A 21,781-nucleotide genomic window follows, 5' to 3' on the forward strand; every position below is an offset into this window, starting at 1 on the left:
GTTCAGCCGAAGGGGTCACCTTCATACGTTACGTGGGCCAGATAAAGGCCCTGCGGCGGGCACACGGGTCCGCAGGCGCCGCGATCGCGTGCCGCAAGCGCCCCGGCCACTTGTTCGGCTGTCCACGATCCGGCGCCGACACGCTCCAGCGTGCCGACGAAACTGCGCACCTGATTGTGCAGAAAGGACCGCGCCCGCACATCGAAATGCATCTCGGGGCCATGCCGGGTGTCGACCCGCGTTATGTCGAGCCGGTCGAGGGTCTTCACCGGGCTGTCGGCCTGGCAGATCGTTGACCGGAATGTCGTGAAGTCGTGCCGCCCGACGAGATGTGCGGCCGCGGCCTGCATCGCGCCGATGTCGAGGTCGTGTTTGACCTGCCAGACGAGGCCATCCTGATGGGTTGCGGGCGCGCGGCGCATCAGGATGCGAAACAGGTACTGGCGTTGCAATGCGGAAAAACGCGCGTGCCAGTCATCTGCCACCGCTGCACAGCCGACAATGGCGACCGGGGCCGGTTTCAGGTGGTAGTTCAGGGCTTCGCAGAGCCGGAAAGGCTCCCATGTGCCGTCCATATCGCAATGCGCGACCTGTCCAAGGGCATGTACACCGGCGTCGGTGCGTCCGGCCGCGGCGATGGTGTGCTCGCGGGGTTCCAGCTTTGCCAGCGCAGCCTCGATCCTGCCCTGAACCGTGGCCTGATCTTTCTGACGCTGCCAACCGGCGAAGGGCGCGCCATGGTATTCGACTTTCAGGGCGTAGCGTGGCATGGCGCTGGCCCTAGCCTGTGCCGGGCTTTGCGTCAAATGGCTTTCTTGGGTCTGGCATGCCAGCCGCGCACGCTTTATGTATCTGCCAAAGAAATCGCAGGGGCAGTCAGGCATTGGTCATTTCTACACTCGCCGACACGGTGCTGCGCCAGATCGAGACGGTGCAGGATACGGTCACCGAGACCCTGTTCGAGCCGGTGATCCGTATCGGGGTGACCGGGCTGGCGCGATCGGGCAAGACGGTGTTCATCACCTCGCTGGTTGCCAATCTGATGGATCGCGGGCGGATGCCGCATCTGGTTGCGGCGGCGGAAAACCGGGTGGAGGCGGCCTTCCTGCAACCGCAACCCGACGACACGGTGCCCCGGTTCGATTTCGAAACACATTTGTCACAGCTGACGGCGCGTGACCCGCGTTGGCCTGACAGTACCCGCGCCGTTTCCGAGCTGCGGCTGTCCTTGCGGGTGCAGCGTGCGGGTCTTCTGGCGGGGCTGCAGGGCCCGCGGACGATTCATGTGGATATCGTGGATTACCCTGGTGAGTGGCTGCTGGATCTGGCGCTGCTCGACAAGTCCTATGCGCAGTGGTCAAAGGATGTGCTGGCCCGCGTGTCTGACCGCAGGGAGGCGGAGGCGTATCGTGATCTCGCCGCAGCAACGGATGCGCATGCCAAGCTGGAAGAGCCACGGGCCAAGGCTCTTGCGGATGCATTCACCACGTATCTTGGCGCCGCCCGGTATGCGGGGTTCTACGACTGCACGCCGGGGCGGTTTTTGTTGCCGGGAGATCTGGCGGGGTCTCCGGTGTTGACATTTGCGCCGCTTGCCGGCGACGGAACCGGGCCGCGCGGGTCTTTGCTGCGCGAAATGAACCGCCGGTATGAAGCCTATAAACGCGAGGTTGTGCGGCCGTTCTTTCGGGACCATTTCGCGCGGATTGACCGGCAGGTCGTGCTGGTCGATGCCCTGGGGGCGATCCACAGGGGGCCGCGCGCCGTGGAGGACATGCGCGGCGCGATGTCTGACATTCTGTCTGCCTTCCGGCCCGGGCGGAACGCCTTTCTGACCCAGTTGTTCCAGGGCAGGCGGGTCGAGAAGATCCTGTTCGCCGCGACCAAGGCGGACCATCTGCACCACAGCCAACACGGTAAACTGACCGCGATCATGCAGGCGCTGTTGCGCGGCGCGACGGATCGGGCGCGCTTTGCCGGGGCGGAAACAGCCGCGATGGCCATCGCATCGCTGCGCGCCACGACCGAAGAAACGGTGACCCACGAGGGCCAGACGCTCAATGTTGTCCGGGGCAGGTTGCTGCAGTCTGACAAGCAGGCGGCCTTTTATCCCGGTGACCTGCCGGACGATCCGGGCCATCTGCTGGGACCGGCACAACAGGGCGCTGAAACATGGCTCGATCAGGATTACCGTGTGATGAATTTCGCACCACAGCCACTTACTTTGCGGCCCGGCGATGGTCCGCCGCATATCCGGCTTGATAAGGCAGCCCAATTCCTTTTAGGGGATAGGCTATGACCACGATCACCATTACCCCCGCCCGCAGTCTTGATGCTGGCGCCGTGGGCCATATTTTGTCAGCCTCCAACGAGGCTATGCCCTGGTTGCCCCGGCTGCATTCCGCCGCCGAGGAAATCATGTACGCCGGTGACATGATCGACGCTGGCTGGGTTCGTGTGGCCAAGATGGATGGCAAGGTCGTGGGGTTCATTGCCCGCTGGGAGAGCGATATCCACGCGCTCTATGTCCTGCCGGAAGCACAGGATAAAGGGGTCGGCACGGCCCTGCTGGATGATGCAAAGTCGGAGTACGAGTTCCTCGCGCTATGGAGTTATCAGGCCAACTCACCAGCGACCCGGTTTTACGGCCTGCGCGGGTTCATCGAAACCGCGCGCACCGATGGCAGCGAAAATGACGTGGGCCTGCCAGATATCCGTTTTGAGTGGGCCAAAGGCGCATTCTGATGGGCAAAGGTCCGGTTCTCATTGAAATCGAGGCGGATGACCCAGCTCAGGTAACGGTTACCGATGCGCCCCCGGTGCCCGATGACGACAGTGCTCTGCCGACCGGTCAGGCGATGCAGGTTGCCGCGGGTCTGGCGAGCCGGAAGCCGTCGCGGCTGGTCCGTTGGTTCTGGTCGCTGGCGGCGGCCCTCGTGGGCACGGTCGCATCCATCGCGGCGTGGGATTTCGTGACCGGGCTGGTGACGCGCAATCCTGTTCTGGGATGGGGCGTTGCCGGGCTGACCGCAGCCTTTCTGCTTACCGTGCTGGCGATCTCTTTGCGCGAAGTTGCAGCCTTGGGACGCCTGGGGCGGTTGGACGGCTTGCGCCGTGCTGCCGATACGGCGCTGGCCGCAGATGATCTGAAGGCTGCGCGAGAGGTCACAGACCGGCTGTTGGCGCTTTACAGGGGGCGTGAAGATACCCGCTGGGGCCGCGACCGGCTGGCGGAATTGCGCGGCGATCAGATGGATGCCGCCAGTCTGTTGGTGCTGGCTGATACCGAAATTCTCGGTCCGCTGGACCGTGCCGCCGCGCGCGAAGTCGAAGCCGCGGCCCGCCAGGTAGCAACCGTCACCGCGCTGGTGCCGCTGGCACTGGCGGATGTCGCGGCGGCGCTTACGGCAAACCTGCGCATGATCCGGCGCATTGCCGAAGTGTATGGCGGCCGGTCCGGGGTTCTGGGCGGCTGGCGCCTGACCCGCGCGGTGATGGCACATCTTGTGGCCACGGGGGCGGTCGCTGTCGGCGATGACCTTCTGGAGCCGGTTTTAGGCGGGTCGATCCTTGGCAAACTGTCGCGCCGCTTTGGCGAAGGGCTGGTGAACGGGGCGCTGACGGCGCGTGTCGGGGTCGCGGCGATGGAAGTCTGCAGGCCATTACCTTTTCCGACTGGAAAAAGGCCGAAAGTGCGCGATATCATCAAAAGCAGCCTTGGCGGATTGTTTGCGACGTCAAAACGCTGAAGCAACGCCGGCTGCCCACCTGTGCTGGCAGGAGAGTTTGTCATGGAGAGTTTTGCCGCTGATCTGGCTACGATGGTGCGCCGGCCGCTGGAGCCGGAGCATGTTGCCGCGATGCGCAAGTTCGGCACGCTGGTCGATTTCAAACAGGGTGATTTCGTGCAGGAGCCGGGCACGGCGACTGACCTCTTCCATTACCTGTTGGAGGGAGAACTGGAAGCCGTCGACCCCAGTACACTGGGCCGTCTGGGCAATGCCACTTTGGGGCCGGGGCAGTTTTTTGGCGATTTGCAGTTTCTGTCCGGGGGCGTTTCCCTGGCCGGGGCGCGCGCCTGCGTGGACAGCCAGGTGCTGTGCGTGCCGCGGGCAGACATGCTGCAATTGATGTCGGACACGCCGGAGATGAGCGATATCATTGTCACCGTGCTTGCTGCGCGACGCAGGCGTGCGGTTGAGCAATCGGATTCCGCGCTGACCCTGATCGGGTCGGAGATCAGCCGCGACATTCGTCACGTCGCCAGTTTCGCCGCGCGCAACCGGATCCCCTTTCGCGAGATCGAGGTAACCTCGGACGAGGCCATGGCGCTGGCCGCACAATGCGGCATCGAAAAAGCCAACCCGGGTGTGATTTTCGGCCGCGAGCGAAAGATTGATCCGCCAACCCCCCGGGGCGTGGCAAAGGCTCTGGGGCTGCATCTTGAGGTCGCCAATGAACACACCTTCGATGTCTTGATCGTCGGCGGCGGACCCGCGGGGGTGGCGGCAGGTGTTTACGCCGGGGCCGAGGGGCTCAGCGCGCTTGTGCTGGAAGACATGGCCATCGGTGGGCAGGCGGGCACCTCCAGCCGGATCGAGAATTACATGGGCTTTCCCACGGGAATATCGGGTGGTGATCTGGTCGGGCGCGGTGAAGTGCAGGCAATGAAATTCGGCACCCGTTTTTCGGTGCCCCGCAGGGCCGCTGCGCTGCAACAGTGCAGCGAGAAGTATTTCCACGCCACCCTCGATGACGGGCAGGAAGTGAGCGCGAAGGCGCTGATCGTCGCAACAGGTGTGCAATACCGCCGCCTGCCGCTGGAGGGTCTTGAACGGCTTGAAGGGGCGGGCGTTTACTACGCCGCGACCGAAGTCGAAGCCCGCTATTGCCGCGATGCCGAAGTGGCCGTGATCGGTGGGGGCAACTCCGCCGGACAGGCGGCAATGTTTTTGGCGCGTACAACGCGGCATGTGCACGTGCTGATCCGCGGCGACTCGCTTGCCGCGTCGATGTCGGACTACTTGCTTCAGCGACTGAACACGCACCCGCGCATCACCATCCACACAAGGACCGAAGTGGTGGAACTGCACGGTGAGGAGACTTTGGAAAACATCACCATCTGTGACAAAGCCTCGGGCCAGAACTGGGAACTGCGCACCGCGGCCCTTTTCGTGATGGTCGGGGCAGCGCCCAATACCGAGTGGTTGTCGGGGTTGATCGATCTTGATGACAAAGGGTTTGTGCTGACGGGCACGGACGCTGGCGGCCGGTCACAATACGAAACCTCCTGCCCGGGTGTCTTTGCGGTCGGGGACGTGCGGGCGGGGTCGGTCAAGCGGGTGGCATCCGCGGTGGGTGAAGGCTCGGTCGTCATGTCTGCGGCCTGGGCGCATGTGAACGGCTGACCGCCTGCGCGGGGGCGCGTCTTGGTACTTGTTCGTTCCGAAACCTCTGCTTATAAGGCGCGCATGACCTACGTCTGCGCGATCATTATTCGAATTATATCCCCGGCGCTCTGAGAGTTGAGACGCCGGGCCAAGGTGTTTGAGCCACTCGCACCGACCGCTTTTTCCTGTTCCACGATCCACCCGAAGGACGCCCGCAATGTGCGCCGACATGACTGAGACCCCCGACAAACCTGACTATAAATCAACACTGAACCTGCCGAAGACGGATTTTCCGATGCGTGCAGGTCTGCCCAAACGCGAACCCGGCTGGCTGGCGCGGTGGGAAGAGATCGGTGTCTATGACCGGCTGCGCGAAAAGCAAGGGCGCGCGCCCTTCACGCTGCACGACGGCCCGCCTTACGCCAATGGCCATTTGCACATCGGGCACGCATTGAACAAGACGATCAAGGACATGATCGTGCGCAGCCACCAGATGATGGGCTTCGATGCGCGCTACATTCCGGGATGGGATTGCCACGGTCTGCCGATCGAGTGGAAGATCGAGGAACAGTACCGCCAGAAGGGCCAGAACAAGGATGAAGTGCCGATCAACGATTTCCGCGCCGAGTGCCGGAAATTCGCTGACCACTGGGTGAATATCCAGCGCGAGGAGTTCAAACGCCTTGGTGTGACCGGCAATTGGCCACAGCCATATCTGACGATGGATTTCCATGCAGAGCGGGTGATCGCCGAGGAATTCATGAAATTCCTGATGAACGGCACGCTCTACCAGGGGTCCAAGCCCGTGATGTGGTCGCCGGTGGAAAAAACCGCTCTGGCCGAGGCGGAGGTGGAATACCATGATCGCCAGACCGATGCGATCTGGGTGCGTTTCCCGGTTGTGGCGGGGGACGCTGTCTTCAACAATGGCAATACCTCCGTTCTGATTTGGACGACCACGCCGTGGACGATCCCGCAAAACCGCGCCATCTGCTTTGGGCCGGGCATTTCATACGGGTTGTACGAGGTCTATGGACGGCCCAAGGAGTGCTGGGCGACGATCGGCGAACGGGTGGTTGTCGCCGATGCGCTGGCCGAGCAGATCTTTGAGCAAGCGCGTCTGGGCGGGGATCAGATGGTCCGGCGTCTCACGGATGTCTCGGTCGAGGATTTGCAGGGCCTGACCTGTGCACATCCGCTGCGTGGGGCAGATGGCGCCGCTGGAGAGTGGGACTACGACGTGCCGCTTCTGCCGGGGGATCACGTGACGGATGACGCGGGCACCGGGTTTGTGCATACAGCGCCCAGCCATGGGGATGACGACTATGCGATCGGTGTGAAGCACGGGTTGGAAATGACCTACAACATCTCCGATGACAGCGCGTTCCGCGCCGACCTGCCGTTCTTTGGCGGCGAGCATGTGATCCGCCCGAACGGCAAGCCGGGCGGGGCCAGCAAGGCCGTGATCGAAAAGCTGAAAGAGCGTGGCAGCCTGATCGCGATGAAACGGCTTACGATCTCGGATGCGCACTCATGGCGGTCGAAAGCTCCGATCATCCGTCTCAATCGTCCACAATGGTTTGCGGCCATCGACAAGCCCGTCGGCGACGGGCTCGACATGCACGGCAAGACAATCCGGGAGCGGGCGCTGACCGAGATCGACAACGTGAACTGGACGCCGAAGTCCGGGCGCAACCGCTTGTATTCCATGATGGAAGCGCGGCCCGACTGGGTGTTGTCGCGGCAGCGCGCCTGGGGGGTTCCGCTGACCTGTTTCACCAGGAAAGGCGCGCAGCCAAGCGATGACGATTATCTGCTGCGGGATGCTGCAGTTAACAAGCGGATCGTCGATGCTTTCGAGGCGGAAGGCGCGGACGCGTGGTACGAAGACGGTGCCAAGGAGCGTTTTCTGGGCAATGATTACAACCCGGAGGACTACAACCAAGTCACGGACATTCTGGATGTGTGGTTTGACAGCGGGTCCACTCACGCCTTCACCCTGCGGGACCGCGAAGACGGCACGGCGGATGGCATCGCCGATGTCTACATGGAAGGCACCGACCAGCACCGTGGCTGGTTCCACTCGTCGTTGCTGCAATCGGTTGGCACCACGGGCAGGGCACCCTATCGCAACGTGGTGACACACGGGATGACGCTGGATGAGAAGGGCTACAAGATGTCCAAATCCATCGGCAATACTATCGTGCCCGAAAAGATTGTGCAGCAGTATGGCGCGGATATCCTGCGGCTCTGGGTGGCGCAGACAGACTACACGCTGGACCAGCGGATCGGGCCGGAAATCCTCAAGGGGGTCTCTGACAGCTACCGCCGCCTGCGCAACACGATGCGGTACATGCTGGGGTCGCTGAATGACTTCAGCGAGGCCGATCGTACCGACCCTGCGGATATGCCGGAGCTGGAGCGTTGGGTGCTGCACCGCCTCGCGGAGCTGGACCAGACCGTTCGCCAGGGGTACGAGGCGTACGACTTTCAGGGTGTATTCCAGGCGGTCTTTACCTTTGCGACCGTCGATCTCTCGGCGTTCTACTTCGACGTGCGCAAGGACGCGCTGTACTGTGATGGCGATACGGTTGCACGCCGGTCAGCGCGCACGGTACTGGATCTGCTGTTCCACCGCCTGACGTCCTGGCTGGCACCGGTGCTCGTCTTCACAATGGAAGAAGTGTGGCTGGAGCGGTTTCCCGGTTCGGGCAGTTCGATCCACCTGCAGGATTTTCCGGTGACACCGGGTGACTGGCTGGCCGCGGAACTGGCCGCGAAATGGGCTGGCGTGCGCGGGGTCCGGCGTGTTGTCACGGCGGCCCTGGAGGTGGAGCGCACCAACAAGGTGATCGGTGCGTCGCTCGAAGCGGCTCCCGTTGTCTATGTCGCAGAGGCGGAGCTGCGCGCGGCGCTGGAGGCGGTGCCCTTCGAGGATGTCTGCATTACATCGCAGATTTCCATCAGCGGTGAGACGCCGCCCGAGGGTGCCTTCACGCTGCCAGACATCGCGGGTGTTGCGGTTCAGTTCGCCAAAGCCGACGGAGAGAAATGTGCCCGTTGCTGGAAGGTGCTGCCCGATGTGGGACAGCATAGCCATGCCGGTGTCTGCGGGCGTTGCGACGCGGCAATCGGATGATGATCTTCGGGAAGGCGGTGTGACTGCCTTCCCGACTTTCAGTCACGTGTTGCCATCGATCTGCCGCTGGTAATCCTCGGCGTCAAACCAGCCCTTGGAGGCGGCAATCGTTGAATCCTCGTTGAGGTCCCACTCCTCCCATCCGGATAGGGTGACAGCGTTCTTTGTCTCTGAATGGTGGCCGCGCAAGGTCCAGAGATAGACAGCGTGGTCCCCGTTGCCCCGCACCGCATCGCAGGTCAGATGCAGATCGGGAAACTCCGCATGGAACCCCGCGGCCATGTCACGAAGCGCCTGCGCACCCTTGTGGGGGTCACCGCGGTTGATGACGATCTGGGCATCCGGGGCGAAGTGTCCGGCGACGGCCGCGGGGTCGCCGGAATTCCAGGCGGCAGTGTATTGTGTCGCTTTGTCATCGAGTGTCATCCGTGGTGTCCTTTAAACTATGTCTTTCACGCATCAATCCCCGCATGGTGCCGCGTGCACGGTCTTCTGACCAGCAAATTATGAACCGGCCGGTTGTGCAGGAAGCGGGTTGTTCTGTCCGCAGCCTTGGGTCAGGGTTACGCCATGTTCGAGAAGATGGTGCATACACAGTTCGGATCACTGATCGTGATCGAGAAAGACGCCACCATTGTCGGTGTGCGGTGGGGCAGATCTGCCCGTGATGATACGACGCCGCTGCTGACCGATGCGGTGCGCCAGATCGCAGAGTATGACGCCGGAACCCGCGAAGCCTTTGAGTTACCGCTGCGCGTTGAGGGATCGAGGCTCCAGCGCGATGTTTGCGATGCGATTTACGCCATCCCCTTTGGCGATACCTGCACCTATGGCGATATCGCCAAGGCGCTGAACGTACCGGCGCAATCGGTTGGCCAGGCCTGTGGGGGCAATCCCATTCCGATCATCATCCCGTGCCACCGTGTGATGGGTGCAAAGGGTCTGACCGGCTTTTCCGGGGCGGGCGGTGTCGAAACCAAAGTCGCGTTGCTGCGCCATGAAAAGGCAGCCGGATTGCTGATCTGACACCTGCGCCGGGTCTGCCGACAGGCAGTTGGCTGCCCGAGCACCGGGGATCAGATGCGGCGTGTGGTCGGAATGAGCTGTTGCGCGATGCCGGCGAGCACAAGGTAGATCGACGTCGTGACAAGGCCCCAGTGCGCCCAGCTTTGCGGATGAAAGTCGACCCAGGCAGCCCAGCCCGCAAAGAATGTCCACGCCAGCGCCATCGGCAGCGTCACCACCCGCCACCGCTCCGTGCGGACCGGATGGACGAATTTCAAGGGTACGAACATCGCGATCGCCAGCACGGTCACCATGGACAACGACACCCAGAAATTCGGCTGCAGCGCAAATATGACGAGGACCAGCATGTTCCAGCAGCCGGGAAAGCCGGAAAAGGAATTATCCTTTGTCTTCATGCGGGTGTCGGCAAAGTACAAGGCGGATGTAAAGGTGATCACGATGATCGCGAACCAGCCTGTCCACCCATCCATCAGCCCTGACTTGAACAGCGCGAATGCAGGGATGAACACATAAGTGAGGTAGTCGATGATCAGATCCAGCAGGACGCCGTCAAACTCGGGTGCGTTAGCCTTGACGTGATAGTGACGCGCCAGCGGGCCATCAATGCCATCCACGAAAAACGCCACGACCAGCCACAAGAACATAAGATCCCATTTGGCGTCCACGGCGGCCAGCATCGCCAGCATCGCAAATACAGCACCCGTGGCGGTAAGAAGATGCACGCCGAGCGCGCGTAGTCGTAGTGTCATGCCCCGTTCTTGCCGTATGCCGGGATCGGATGCAAAAGGAAAAGGCCCACCGCGCGGAGCGATGAGCCCGTAAATGCAGGGAACGCTGCGAAATCAGTTACTGATGCGCACTTCTTCAAGGGGGTAAGCGAGGGAATCCTGATCTTCCCACGCGGCATGGCAATCATGGCAGAAGGCCTGTTTGAACTTCATCGGCTTTCCGTTTGGCTGCAACCCGCCATAAAGCCAGTCATCCGTTTCAGGCGCCCCGCCGGCGTCCAGTTTGGTCATGATGAACAGCGGCCCGGGGCGCGCGGTCTTTTTCTTCTTGCTGAAGGACACACTCTCCTTGGCGAGGACGGAGCCTACCGGCATCTGAACGCCTTCCTCGGCGAACTTGAGGTATTGTTCTGCGGCGATGTCATTGGCGAAGGTCTGCAGCAGGCGTTCGCCATGTGGCCCGGCAACCGCCGGCCGCGTCGACGTCACTGTCCAGTTGCGGTAGTTGCTGCCCACCGCGTCGCCTTCTTTCGCATAGCCTGCCGCCATCTTGTCCTTGAGGCAATCATAGAGCGCGACGACTTGCGCCTCATCCAGATCGAAAGTGCTTTCGACATCCACCTCGGCACAGCTTTCGGCGTAAACGGCAGTGGTGGTCATTGACAGTGCCATGGCTGATATGGCGAGGCTCAAACGTGTCATCTAATTCCCTCGGGTCTTGTTGGTATGTGCGGCAGAATGCCTCAGTCGCACAGTGGCACGAATGGGGGTTTCGATGCAGTACACCTTAGAGCACAAAGCTGTGATAACCGTTACGCCTTTGGATGCGCCCGTTCGTAGACCTCCATCAGCCGGGCGGTGTCAACGGCCGTATAGGCCTGCGTGGTAGACAGGGATGCATGGCCCAATAGTTCCTGTATCGCCCGCAGATCGCCGCCGGCGTCCAGAAGGTGGGTCGCGAAACTGTGGCGCATCGCGTGTGGTGTGGCGGTGGCGGGCAGGCCAAGCTGCATGCGTGCCCGTGCCATGACCTTTTGGATCGCGCCGGGCGCCAACGGCCCCCCGCGAACGGCGCGGAAAAGCGGCGCCTGTTCCCCCATCGGGTAGGGGCAGAGCTTCAGATAATCGTCCACGGCTGTCTGGGCCGCCGCGACAACCGGCACGATACGTTCCTTGCCGCCTTTGCCGACGATACGCAGGACGTCAGGCAGCGGGGCGTCGCCGCCAGTCAAGGCGAGGGCTTCGGATATCCGCAGGCCGCAGCCCCACAGCAGCGTCACCACCGCCACGTCGCGCGCCGATACCCATGGCTTGTCGGATTGCATTTCCACGGCGTCAATCAGGTCGCGCGCGGCATCTTCTGCCAGCGGGCGGGGCAGTTTCTTCTGGAATTTCGGGGCGCGCGTCGACAAAACCGCCGTTGGCTCAAACCCCTCACGCTCGGACAGCCACCGGTAAAACGCTTTGACCGCAGATAGTTTCCGGGCCAGCGACCGCGCACCGATGCCCGTGCCGCGCGCCTGCGCCATCCATGCCCGCATGTCCGTTACGGTGATGCGGGCGAGGGCGCGCAGCCCCTGCGGCTCCGCCTTATGCTCCGTAATGAAGGCCAGAAACTCCGACACGTCGCCCTGATAGGCCGTCACGGTGTTTTCCGACGCGCCTTTCAGCGCACGCTGGTGGCTCAACCACGTCTGCAGGGCATCGCGCGCGGCGGCGCTGATCAGGGTCATGACAGCCAGCGGCGCATCACCCTTTCAAATACGCCGGTGAAAAACACCAGAAGGTCGGTGCCTTGTTGCGGTCCGAACATATGCGGGTCTTCCGCGCCCAGGACCAACAGGCCGGGCAGGCGTCCCGCGCCGAAATCCAGCCGGAGACAGGCCTCGGATCTGATCCATGCGGATTTTTTGCCGTAAATCTCGTCAGGGCCGTCCTGAACCTGCCGCAGGGTGACCTGTCGCGGGCCGCCCGCGCGGTTCAGTGTGATATAGTCATCGACAAATCCCGGGGCCGCGATCTTCAGCACGTCGCCCAGCGAGTTGAGGACCAGTTCCAGATCGTCCTGCGTGGATTCCAGCACCAGCCTGACAGCATCGACACGCAAAATCTCCGCCACTTCGCCGCTGAGGTTCTGAAGAAAGCTTTCGAACTCCACCGGGTCGAGCATCCGCAGGATCGCGCGATGGATCTGGTTGGTGCCTGCAAGATTTTCATACGCGGCGGCGATGACCGACCGGTGCGTGTCTTCCAGCCGGTCCAGCCGCGTTTCCATACGCTCCATGGCGATGCCACGTAAATCGACAATATTCGCCCCCATGGAACGTTCGTTGGCAGCAACCAGCGCGTTCATCAGGTCCTTGTCGTTCAGGATAACGTCGGGTTGCGAGATGATCGCCTCTCGCAGAGCGTCTTCAATTTTTGGATTGCTGCTCATGACATGCTCTTTATTTTTGAAGGTTTATAACACGACCTTCATGCAAAATCTGCCATGAATTTTGTGAAATCCGCGCATTGGCGCAGGGTGTTGCCGATGGGTGCCAACACCCCGCAGGATGTTGGCAGAGACCCCGTCCTGTCGCCAGCAGACTGTTTGTCAGAGAATGTTCTGGCCTGTCTTGGCCCAATCAGCCAAGAACTGTTCCAAGCCTTTGTCCGTCAACGGATGGGCCGCCAGTTTCTTGATCACTTCCGGCGGCGCCGTGATCACATCGGCACCGATCAACGCAGCTTCCTGTACATGATTGACCGACCGGATCGAGGCCGCGAGTATCTCCGTTTCGAACCCGTAGTTGTCGTAGATGGTGCGGATGTCCTGAATAAGATCCATGCCGTCAAGGTTGATATCATCAAGCCGGCCAATGAACGGGCTGATGAAGGTCGCGCCGGCCTTGGCGGCCAAAAGTGCCTGATTGGCTGAGAAGCAGAGTGTCACATTCACCATTTTGCCCTCGCTCGACAACACTTTGCAGGCTTTCAGCCCGTCCCATGTGAGCGGCAGCTTGACGGTGATATTTGGAGCGATCTCGGCCAGCTTGCGCCCCTCGGCGATCATTGCTTCGGCTTCCATCGCGACAACCTCGGCGCTGACAGGGCCTTCCACGATGTCGCAAATCTCTTTGGTGACTTCCAGAATGTCGCGGCCCGATTTCAGGATCAGGGAAGGGTTGGTCGTCACCCCGTCCACCATGCCCAGATCATTAAGCTCGCTGATCGCCTGAGTGTCGGCTGTGTCGACAAAGAATTTCATCGGTGCAGTTCCTTTCGAAGATGGATGTGAACGCTAACATGTTTCATTCTTGCGCTTGGCTTTACCGCATGATCTGCGATGCTTAAACCCTCAATTGCCCAACTTTTTCGGAGCACTCTCGTTGAGTCAGCCGCATTTCTACGATTCTGGTGACCTGATCGGAGTGCTTACAACGCAGCCATTGGGCCGTGCGCTGGATTATCGCGCACCCGAAGGCGGTTGTCATCTGGGGGCTTTTGTCGAGGTGCCGTTGGGCCCGCGCAAAGTATTGGGCGTCGTCTGGGGGGCGGGTCAGGGCGATTTCGATCCGGCAAAAATCCGGTCCGTGATCCGGGTGCTGGATGCAGCACCCATGCGTGCCGAATTGCGTGCTTTTCTGGAGCGCGCCGCCGAATACACGTTGACGCCGATGCCTGCGATGCTGCGTCTGACCACCCGCGCACCCGGGCTGGGCGATCCGCCGTCGATGCGCAAGATCTACCGGCGCGGCACCGCTGAGCCGGACAAGATGACCAGTGCGCGGCGCAAGGTTCTGGACGCGTTGGGTGCGTACGGCGATCTTGCGTTTACCCTCAGAGAGCTTGCCGAGATGGCCGGGGTCGGGACGTCCGTGGTCAAGGGGTTGGTGGCTCAGGGTGCCGTGGTGGAAGAAGACAGCCCGCGCGATCTGCCGTTTCCGCGGTTGGACCCGGCGCTGCCCGGCAAGGACCTGACTGCAGATCAGGCCGCAGGTGCCGCGCAACTGGCGCAGGCTGTCAAATCGGAGAGATACGGAACAACCCTGCTGCGTGGCGTCACCGGGTCGGGCAAGACCGAGGTCTACCTTGAAGCGGTGGCTGCCGCCTTGCGGGCCGGTCGCCAGGCTCTGGTGTTGTTGCCTGAAATCGCGCTGACCGCTGAATTCCTGACCCGCGTCGAGGAACGCTTTGGCGCAAAACCGGCGGAATGGCATTCCGGCGCCACGATGACCGAGCGCAGACGCATCTGGCGCATGGTTGGCCAAGGCAATGCGCAGCTTGTGATTGGCGCGCGCTCGGCCCTGTTCCTGCCCTTTCAGAACCTCGGGCTGATCGTGGTCGATGAAGAGCACGATACCTCCTACAAGCAGGAAGAAGGCGTGCTCTACAATGCGCGGGACATGGCGGTGCTGCGGGCGTCCATCTGCGGTGCGCAGGTGGTTCTGGCGTCGGCCACGCCCAGTCTCGAAAGCTGGGCCAATGCGCAGGCAGGCAAGTATCAACGGTTGGAACTGACCTCCCGCTTCGGCCCTGCGGTGATGCCGGAGATGCGGGCGCTGGACATGCGCGCCGAAGGGTTGCCATCGGATCGCTGGATATCCGAGCAACTGAAAGCAGAAGTCGACGCGCGGCTTGCAGCAGGTGAGCAATCGTTGCTCTTCATTAACCGTCGCGGCTATGCGCCCATCACCCTGTGCCGCGCCTGCGGTCACCAGATCGGCTGTGATCATTGCGATGCACGCATGGTCGAGCACCGGTTTCTCAAGCGGCTGGTATGCCACCAGTGCGGCGAGACCAAGCCGATGCCGCAGGACTGCCCGTCATGCGGTGCAGAAGGGCGGCTGGCCCCGGTCGGCCCGGGTGTCGAACGCCTGGGAGAAGAAGCGGCGGCCCTGTTTCCCGACGCCCGGATCGCAACATTGAGTTCCGACATGTACGGGTCCGCACGTGCGCTCAAGGCCGAGATCGCCTCGATCGCCGACGGCGCTGCCGATATCATCATCGGCACCCAGTTGGTCGCCAAGGGCCACAACTTTCCCAAGCTGACGCTGGTCGGGGTCATTGACGCCGATCTCGGCTTGCAGGGTTCGGACTTGCGTGCGGCGGAGCGGACATTCCAACTGATGCGGCAGGTTGCGGGCAGGGCCGGACGCGCGGAAAAGCCCGGCGCGGCGCTGTTGCAGACCTACCAGCCGGAGCACCCCGTGATCCGCGCCATTCTGGCAGGCGACGAAGACCGGTTCTGGGCCGCCGAGGCGCGTGAGCGGGAGGCCGCAGGTGTCCCGCCCTACGGCCGGATGGCGGGCATCATCCTGAGCGGACCGGACGTGGCCGCCGTCTTTGATGCGGGCAATCTGCTGGCCCGCAAGGACGCGCCGTTGCGCGCCATCGGTGCGCAGGTCTTTGGCCCGGCACCGGCCCCGATTGCGCGGGTTCGCGGTCGTCATCGCGTGCGGCTGTTGGTCAAGGCAGAAAAATCCGCGCCCTTGCAGGAGGCTCTCGCCCGCTGGGTTGCACAGGTCCGACTGAAAGGCGACCTGCGCCTCGCCGTCGATATCGATCCGCAGAGCTTTTACTGAACGGCGAGGCAGGACGCGCTTGTCGCGGGGGGCGCAGACTGCGGACAGTTGCTGTGCGTTTTTGTGCCTCGCCAAAGGTCTGCAAAAGGCATATGGCTGCGGTATGTCTCAGCTCCGCAACATCATGTCTCTGGACAGTGCCATGGGCCTGCCGCTGTGGCGACGCCCGATAACGCTGCTGTTCCTGATGGCATTTGCAATGCCGATTGCCTTTTTTACATGGTATGCGCTGCTCAATAACTTCGTGAAGGAAGTGGCGTCTTTTGACGGCGCGGACATCGGGCTGCTGCATACCATTCGCGAGGTCCCGGGTTTTCTGGCGGTTGGGGTGATCGCGGTCATTATCTTCGTGCGCGAGCAGATACTGGGGCTGGTATCCCTGATGCTGCTGGGTGCGGCGACGGCCCTGACGGCACAATTCCCGCAACTGAGCGGCATCCTGTTGCTGACCTTTCTCAGTTCGGTCGGGTTTCACTACTACGAAACGGTCAATCAGTCCTTGCAACTGCAATGGCTTCCCAAGGACCAGGCGCCGCAAATTCTCGGCTGGCTTCTCGCTGCGGGATCGGCGGCTACGTTCATCGTCTATTTCGTCATTATGGTTCTGTGGGAGACGCTGGGGCTGACCTACAACATCGTCTTCATGGTCGGGGGTGGCCTCACCTGCGCCATCGCGCTTTTCGCGCTTCTGGTCTATCCGCAATTCGAGGCACCGCACCCGCAGATCAAGAGGATGGTGCTGCGCAGGCGCTACTGGCTTTACTATGCGCTGCAGTTCATGTCGGGCGCGCGGCGGCAGATTTTCATGGTGTTCGCCGGGTTCATGATGGTCGAGAAATTCGGGTTCGAAGTGCACGAAGTCGTGGGCCTTTATCTGGTCAATCTGGTGATCAACATGTGCGTGGCCCCGTTTCTGGGCAAGATTGTCGCGCGCTTTGGCGAACGCAATGCGCTGGTGTTCGAATATACCGGTCTGGTCTGCGTGTTTCTGGCCTACGGCGGCGTTTATTTCTTTGACTGGAGCTTTCACGTCGCGGCGTTTCTATATGTGATCGACCACATGTTCTTTGGTCTCGCGCTGGCGATGAAAACCTATTTCCAGAAGATCGGTGACCCGGGTGATATTGCCCCCACAGCGGCTGTGGCCTTTACGATAAACCACATTGCTGCGGTCTTTCTGCCCGTCCTTCTGGGGCTGTTGTGGCTGGTATCTCCGGCGGTCGTCTTCCTGCTGGCCGCGGCAATGGCCGGTGTTTCGCTGACACTGGCCACAATGATCCCGCGACACCCTCAAAAGGGCCACGAAACCATCTTTTCGCGGGCGGTGACGGCAGCGGCGGAATGAACGACGCGCGGTTTCTGACGGGCTCCACCATGGGGCATGTGATGCGCATGACGGCCACTGGCGCGATGGGCATTACGTTCGTCTTTCTGGTGGATGCCGCAAACCTGCTCTGGATATCGCAACTGGGCGATCAGACCCTTGTGGCGGCAATTGGTTTTGCCTTTGCAATCCAGTTCTTCTCCGTCTCCTCCGGCGTGGGTCTGATGATTGCGGCAACCGCGCTGATCTCGCGCAGCATCGGTTCGGGTGACCGGGCCGCGGCGCGCCAGCAGGCGGGTGCCGCGGCGGCTATTGCGGCCTGCATTCAGGCGGGTATTGCGGCCCTGGTGGTGGTGTTTCGGCATGACCTTGTGCATCTGGCCGGGGCATCCGGCGAGACAGCGGCCCTGGCGGCCCGGTATCTGGGGATCACCATGCCCTCGCTTGTCTTCATGGCGGTGGGCATGATCGCGTCGGGTGCCTTGCGGGCGGAAGGCCTGGGGGCCAAGGCGATGTATGTCACGTTGCTGTCCGGTGCGTTGCTGATGGTGCTGGACCCGATCCTGATCTTCTGGCTGCGGTGGGGGCTGGACGGTGCGGCCATCGGGCTTTTTGCCTTTCGTATCGCCCTTATGGTGCTGGGCCTCTATTTCGCGGCCTATCAGCATCGCCTGATCGCGCTGCCTGATCGTCGGTCGCTCCTGCGGGTTCTGCGCCCTTACATGCTGGTGGCGATCCCGGCTATTGCCACACAACTGGCAACGCCTGCGGGCAACTACTTCCTGACCATCGTCATGGCCCCCTTTGGCGATGACGCCGTAGCGGCCTGGGCCGTGATCGGGCGGCTGACCGTGGTGGCTTTTGGCGGCATTTTCGCCCTGTCCGGCGCCATCGGCGGAATCTTCGGCCAGAATTTCGGCGCGGGCCAGTGCGACAGGCTGCGCACCACCTATCGCGACGCGCTGATATTCTGCCTGATCTACACGCTGGCAACCTGGGCGATATTGCTGCTGGCAACGCCCTACGTGGTCGCCGCGTTCGGACTGACCGGGCAGGGGGCCGAGGTGGTGTATGCGTTCTCTACCATTGGCGTTGGCGGGTTCATTTTCGTTGGTGCGCTCTTTGTCTCTAACGCGGCATTCAACAATCTGGGAAAACCGGGACGCTCGACACTTGTGAACTGGCTGAAGGACGGCGTGCTCAGCTGGCCCACGGCGGCCTTTCTCGCGACGCTCTACGGCGCACCGGGCGTGATCTACGGACAAGCCGCCGCTAGCGCCCTGATCGGGCTGGTCTCCGCGTTCTGGGGCTGGCGGTTCGTGCGGGCCTTGCGGCCCATCGCCCCGGAAGCGCTTGACCTTCCACCGCCACGGCCCTACCCGAACCCCGACCGATACCGGAGACGCTGATGCCGACCTTCACCGCCCTCACAACCCTGTCTGGCAAGGCTGCGGCCGAGAAGCTGGGGGATGCGCTGGAAAACCTGGAGCCGGAACCCACGGGTATCGGCGTGTTCGAGGTGGAGGACGGCTCCGGCCTGTGGGAAGTGGGCGGTTACTTCGCGCAAACGCCGGATGAAACGGCCCTTGCGCTTCTGGCGGCTGCCACGGGTGCCAGACCATTTGTCGTGTCGGAGTTGCCGGAAACCGACTGGGTTGCCCATGTGCGGCGGGAACTCGCGCCGGTCGCGGCGGGGCGTTTTTATGTCTATGGCAGCCATGATGCCCACAGAGTGCCGGACGGTGTGGCGCCGCTGTTGATCGAAGCGGCAATGGCCTTTGGCACCGGGCATCATGGCACGACCCTTGGGTGTCTGCAGGCGCTGGACAGGCTGGCGGACACGGGCTTTGTTGGTCGCAACGTCGTGGACATCGGATGTGGCACGGCCGTTCTGGCCATGGCTGCGGCCCGCCTGTGGCCGCATCCGGTTCTGGCCAGCGACATCGATGAAGTGGCGGTCGAGGTGGCTCGTACGAATGTGAAGGCGAATGGTCTTGAGGGGCGTGTGACCTGCGTTGAAGCGGCGGGTTTTGATCATCCCGACCTGCTGGCGGCCGGCCCGTTCGATCTGGTTTTCGCCAATATCCTGAAAGGCCCGCTGATTGCCCTGGCACCTGAAATGGCCAGGCATCTCACACCGGGCGGATATGCGATTCTATCCGGGATACTAAATGAACAGGCCGATGAGATTATCGCCGTTTATGCCGGGGTCGGCATCAATCTCATTCACCGCGAAGAGATTGTTGACTGGACGACGCTTACCCTGGGTAGAGATGTGCCTTAATCGCCCAATTTTCGCCACATTTAGCCAAATTTCCTTGAATTTTACGCATTTTCTAAGCATTTTTGTGGCAATCCGGTGGGGGCCTGATTGTCAGGAGAGTGTGATGTCCGATACATACGCTCAGTTCGAAAAACGCGTTGCCGTGGTCAGTGACAAGCACAGAAAGCTTGCGCGCGGTTATGTTGCCCGGATCGGTAAAGACGGCCTGATTACAGTTGAACCAAAGCGCGCGAAATTTCCGATCCGCCCTCGTGCGGTCGTTGCCGCTGTTGCGGGTGTCCTCATTTTCAAAGCGCTGATGATCGTGACAACCGGCCTGGGTATCTATGAGAGCAGAATAGAGGCGCTGTCCTCCGGCACGGTTTTCGAGACCGGCGCAGCCTGGGTGATGCAGGCGGATCCTGTCTCGCGCTACATGGCCGAAAACATCGTGAAGATGTTGCCCTGAATTTGTACGAACGGCTTCAGCCGCCGTTTGGGTGTGTGAACGAACGTCCCTCCAACGATGTTCAACTGGTAAAAAAGCCGCTTCTCCGAAATTGGGGAAGCGGCTTTTTCTTGTCGCGCAGCTGTGAGAAAGGCAGCTGCTTAGCGGATGATGTTGCTTTCCGCGACATAGTCGATGTCAGCGCGGTTGAGTCCGATGTCCAGCAGTTCGCGGTCAGACAGGGATGTCAGGGCGTTGCGGGTCACGCGGGCGTCGTTCCATGCAACGATGGACGCGATTGCGTTGTTCACGAGGCCGAAGAAACGGCTTACAACAGTTGCAGTGCCGTATGTGGTGCGGGTGGTGTCAAAAATAGCCATTGTAGCCGTCCTTTATCAAGGTTGTGAACCGGTCATGCCGGTGTGTGATAGCTGGCAGATAGGACTTGCCCGATTTTTGAGCAAGATGTGAAATTGCATGTTTGATATGCACGCAATGCATGGGTCGGGTTGTTGGTTAACCCACGGTAAATAAAAAGAATAACAGTGTTTTGATGTGTCGAAAACAGACCTGCTTTCGACGTTTTTGACACATGAGCCAGGCTTGCGGTGCATCTGAGCTGTTGGCACGTCGAAAAAAGGAAGTCCTTGGCCCATGTTCGCCTTTCGTGCTAATGCGTAAAAAAAGAAACAAATTGTCAGGGCAGGGCCTATGATACGGGTTATCGGCATCGATCCGGGGTTGCGAAACCTCGGTTGGGGGGTCATCGACGTCGCGGGAAGCCGGGTGAGCCACGTGGCCAACGGCACCTGTATCTCGACCGGCGATGATCTGGCACAGCGCCTGTTGTCCCTGCATACACAGCTTTCCAACGTGATATCGGAGTTCGCCCCGCATCAGGCGGCGGTGGAGCAGACCTTCGTCAACAAGGATGGCTCGGCCACCCTGAAGCTGGGCCAGGCGCGGGGCATTGCCATGCTGGTGCCGGCACAAGCCGGTATCACGGTGGGAGAATATGCGCCCAACACGGTCAAGAAGGCGGTGGTGGGCGTTGGTCATGCCGATAAGACACAGGTGCTTCATATGGTGCGCATGCAATTGCCCGGGGCCGAAATTGCCGGACCGGATGCCGCCGACGCACTGGCCATCGCGATCTGTCACGCGCATCACAGCGGTGCGGGCGGACTGAGCGCCGCTATCGAAAGGGCGCGGGCGTGATCGGCAAGATTACCGGCAGGATTGACTACCGGGCCGCGGATCACCTGCTGATCGACGTGCAGGGCATCGGATACCTGGTTTATTGCTCGGAGCGCACGATGGCGGCCCTGCCCGGGGTCGGTGAAACAGTTGCGCTCTTTACCGATCTGCTGGTGCGCGAGGACCTTTTGCAGCTTTTCGGGTTCACCACGTTGGTTGAAAAGGAATGGCACCGGCTTCTGACCTCCGTGCAGGGTGTCGGCGCAAAGGCCTCGTTGGCGATCCTTGGCACGCTGGGGCCTGATGGGGTGAGCCGCGCAATCGCCCTGGGAGACTGGAATGCGGTCAAGGCCGCCAAGGGCGTGGGCCCGAAAATCGCACAGCGGGTCGTGCTGGACCTCAAGGACAAGGCGCCGGGTGTCATGGCGATGGGCGGGACGGTTGCCGATGCAACGGGGGAGACAGCCGCGCAGATGGTCGAGACACAGGTCGCGCGGTCATCGACACCAACCGGTGCGTCCTCGGCGCAGGCCGACGCCTTGTCGGCGCTGGCAAATCTGGGTTACGCGCCCGGTGATGCGGCCGGGGCGGTGGCGCAGGCTGCGGGTGACGCACCCGACGCAGAGACGCCTGCGCTGATCCGGGCGGCGTTGAAACTGCTGGCCCCGAAGGGCTAGGGTGAGCGGAGCCTTGCAGGAG

At 61.7% G+C, this 21,781-nt stretch carries 21 protein-coding genes; 13 read left to right on the forward strand and 8 right to left on the reverse strand.

Annotated features, from left to right (window positions below):
- Positions 1–2 precede the first annotated feature (2 nt).
- On the reverse strand, positions 3–770 hold the full coding sequence (gene truA, locus KX928_RS07385; RefSeq protein WP_219500605.1) for a tRNA pseudouridine(38-40) synthase TruA: 768 nt from the start codon (positions 768–770) through the stop codon (positions 3–5).
- 113 nt (positions 771–883) lie between these two features.
- On the opposite strand from truA, the gene KX928_RS07390 reads away from it, so the two are divergent.
- The 5 genes from KX928_RS07390 (at position 884) to ileS (ending at position 8,529) form a co-directional block, all read left to right on the forward strand.
- On the forward strand, positions 884–2,299 hold the full coding sequence (locus KX928_RS07390) for a YcjX family GTP-binding protein (RefSeq protein WP_219500615.1): 1,416 nt from the start codon (positions 884–886) through the stop codon (positions 2,297–2,299).
- Complete coding sequence (locus KX928_RS07395; protein ID WP_219500617.1) at positions 2,296–2,745, forward strand: GNAT family N-acetyltransferase; 450 nt, start codon at positions 2,296–2,298, stop codon at positions 2,743–2,745. The genes KX928_RS07390 and KX928_RS07395 overlap by 4 nt, the downstream gene beginning before the upstream one ends.
- Entirely contained in the window at positions 2,745–3,749 is a 1,005-nt protein-coding gene (locus KX928_RS07400) for a YcjF family protein (protein WP_219500618.1), read from the forward strand. The genes KX928_RS07395 and KX928_RS07400 overlap by 1 nt, the downstream gene beginning before the upstream one ends.
- A 42-nt stretch (positions 3,750–3,791) precedes the next feature.
- Positions 3,792–5,408, forward strand: a complete 1,617-nt coding sequence (locus tag KX928_RS07405; protein ID WP_219500620.1) for an FAD-dependent oxidoreductase — start codon at positions 3,792–3,794, stop codon at positions 5,406–5,408.
- Positions 5,409–5,607: 199 nt separating this feature from the next.
- Entirely contained in the window at positions 5,608–8,529 is a 2,922-nt protein-coding gene (gene ileS, locus KX928_RS07410; protein WP_219500622.1) for an isoleucine--tRNA ligase, read from the forward strand.
- Between the two features lie 42 nt (positions 8,530–8,571).
- On the opposite strand, the gene KX928_RS07415 is transcribed toward ileS, so the two are convergent.
- Entirely contained in the window at positions 8,572–8,955 is a 384-nt protein-coding gene (locus KX928_RS07415; protein ID WP_219500624.1) for an ester cyclase, read from the reverse strand.
- 144 nt (positions 8,956–9,099) lie between these two features.
- Between KX928_RS07415 and KX928_RS07420 the strand changes: the two genes are divergently transcribed.
- On the forward strand, positions 9,100–9,555 hold the full coding sequence (locus KX928_RS07420) for a methylated-DNA--[protein]-cysteine S-methyltransferase (protein WP_219500626.1): 456 nt from the start codon (positions 9,100–9,102) through the stop codon (positions 9,553–9,555).
- 50 nt (positions 9,556–9,605) lie between these two features.
- On the opposite strand, the gene KX928_RS07425 is transcribed toward KX928_RS07420, so the two are convergent.
- The 5 genes from KX928_RS07425 to fsa form a co-directional block, all read right to left on the reverse strand.
- Positions 9,606–10,304: a CDP-alcohol phosphatidyltransferase family protein gene (locus KX928_RS07425; protein WP_219500635.1), complete on the reverse strand. Its 699-nt coding sequence runs from the start codon at positions 10,302–10,304 to the stop codon at positions 9,606–9,608.
- 93 nt (positions 10,305–10,397) lie between these two features.
- Positions 10,398–10,985, reverse strand: coding sequence for a cytochrome P460 family protein (locus tag KX928_RS07430; RefSeq protein ID WP_219500637.1), 588 nt, complete (start codon positions 10,983–10,985; stop codon positions 10,398–10,400).
- A gap of 110 nt (positions 10,986–11,095) precedes the next feature.
- Positions 11,096–12,016 carry a tyrosine recombinase XerC gene (locus KX928_RS07435; RefSeq protein WP_219500640.1) on the reverse strand — a complete coding sequence of 307 codons (921 nt, stop codon included), beginning with the start codon at positions 12,014–12,016 and terminating at the stop codon, positions 11,096–11,098.
- Positions 12,013–12,720 (reverse strand): DUF484 family protein, encoded by a 708-nt coding sequence (locus KX928_RS07440; RefSeq protein WP_219500642.1) that lies wholly within the window; start codon positions 12,718–12,720, stop codon positions 12,013–12,015. Before KX928_RS07440 ends, KX928_RS07435 begins: the two co-directional genes overlap by 4 nt.
- A gap of 159 nt (positions 12,721–12,879) precedes the next feature.
- Complete coding sequence (fsa, locus tag KX928_RS07445; RefSeq protein ID WP_219500643.1) at positions 12,880–13,533, reverse strand: fructose-6-phosphate aldolase; 654 nt, start codon at positions 13,531–13,533, stop codon at positions 12,880–12,882.
- Between the two features lie 121 nt (positions 13,534–13,654).
- On the opposite strand from fsa, the gene KX928_RS07450 reads away from it, so the two are divergent.
- The 5 genes from KX928_RS07450 (at position 13,655) to KX928_RS07470 (ending at position 19,906) form a co-directional block, all read left to right on the forward strand.
- The gene (locus KX928_RS07450; protein WP_219500645.1) at positions 13,655–15,850 is read left to right on the forward strand and encodes a primosomal protein N'; all 2,196 of its coding nucleotides are present in this window, start codon (positions 13,655–13,657) and stop codon (positions 15,848–15,850) included.
- Positions 15,851–15,953: 103 nt separating this feature from the next.
- Positions 15,954–17,195 carry an MFS transporter gene (locus tag KX928_RS07455; RefSeq protein ID WP_219500647.1) on the forward strand — a complete coding sequence of 414 codons (1,242 nt, stop codon included), beginning with the start codon at positions 15,954–15,956 and terminating at the stop codon, positions 17,193–17,195.
- Positions 17,192–18,583: an MATE family efflux transporter gene (locus tag KX928_RS07460; protein WP_257883626.1), complete on the forward strand. Its 1,392-nt coding sequence runs from the start codon at positions 17,192–17,194 to the stop codon at positions 18,581–18,583. The genes KX928_RS07455 and KX928_RS07460 overlap by 4 nt, the downstream gene beginning before the upstream one ends.
- Positions 18,583–19,458: a 50S ribosomal protein L11 methyltransferase gene (locus tag KX928_RS07465; protein WP_219500649.1), complete on the forward strand. Its 876-nt coding sequence runs from the start codon at positions 18,583–18,585 to the stop codon at positions 19,456–19,458. The genes KX928_RS07460 and KX928_RS07465 overlap by 1 nt, the downstream gene beginning before the upstream one ends.
- 103 nt (positions 19,459–19,561) lie before the next feature.
- A complete protein-coding gene (locus tag KX928_RS07470; RefSeq protein WP_219500651.1) occupies positions 19,562–19,906 on the forward strand; it encodes a hypothetical protein in 345 nt (114 codons plus the stop codon).
- A gap of 140 nt (positions 19,907–20,046) precedes the next feature.
- Here KX928_RS07470 and KX928_RS07475 read toward each other — a convergent pair whose 3' ends face one another.
- Complete coding sequence (locus tag KX928_RS07475; protein WP_219500653.1) at positions 20,047–20,265, reverse strand: DUF1127 domain-containing protein; 219 nt, start codon at positions 20,263–20,265, stop codon at positions 20,047–20,049.
- 331 nt (positions 20,266–20,596) lie between these two features.
- Between KX928_RS07475 and ruvC the strand changes: the two genes are divergently transcribed.
- Positions 20,597–21,103, forward strand: coding sequence for a crossover junction endodeoxyribonuclease RuvC (gene ruvC / locus KX928_RS07480; RefSeq protein WP_219500655.1), 507 nt, complete (start codon positions 20,597–20,599; stop codon positions 21,101–21,103).
- A complete protein-coding gene (ruvA, locus tag KX928_RS07485; RefSeq protein WP_219500657.1) occupies positions 21,100–21,759 on the forward strand; it encodes a Holliday junction branch migration protein RuvA in 660 nt (219 codons plus the stop codon). The genes ruvC and ruvA overlap by 4 nt, the downstream gene beginning before the upstream one ends.
- Positions 21,760–21,781 lie beyond the last annotated feature (22 nt).

Origin of the sequence: Roseobacter insulae, assembly GCF_019375555.1 — a bacterium.
In the GTDB taxonomy this organism is placed as follows: Bacteria; Pseudomonadota; Alphaproteobacteria; order Rhodobacterales; family Rhodobacteraceae; genus Roseobacter; species Roseobacter insulae.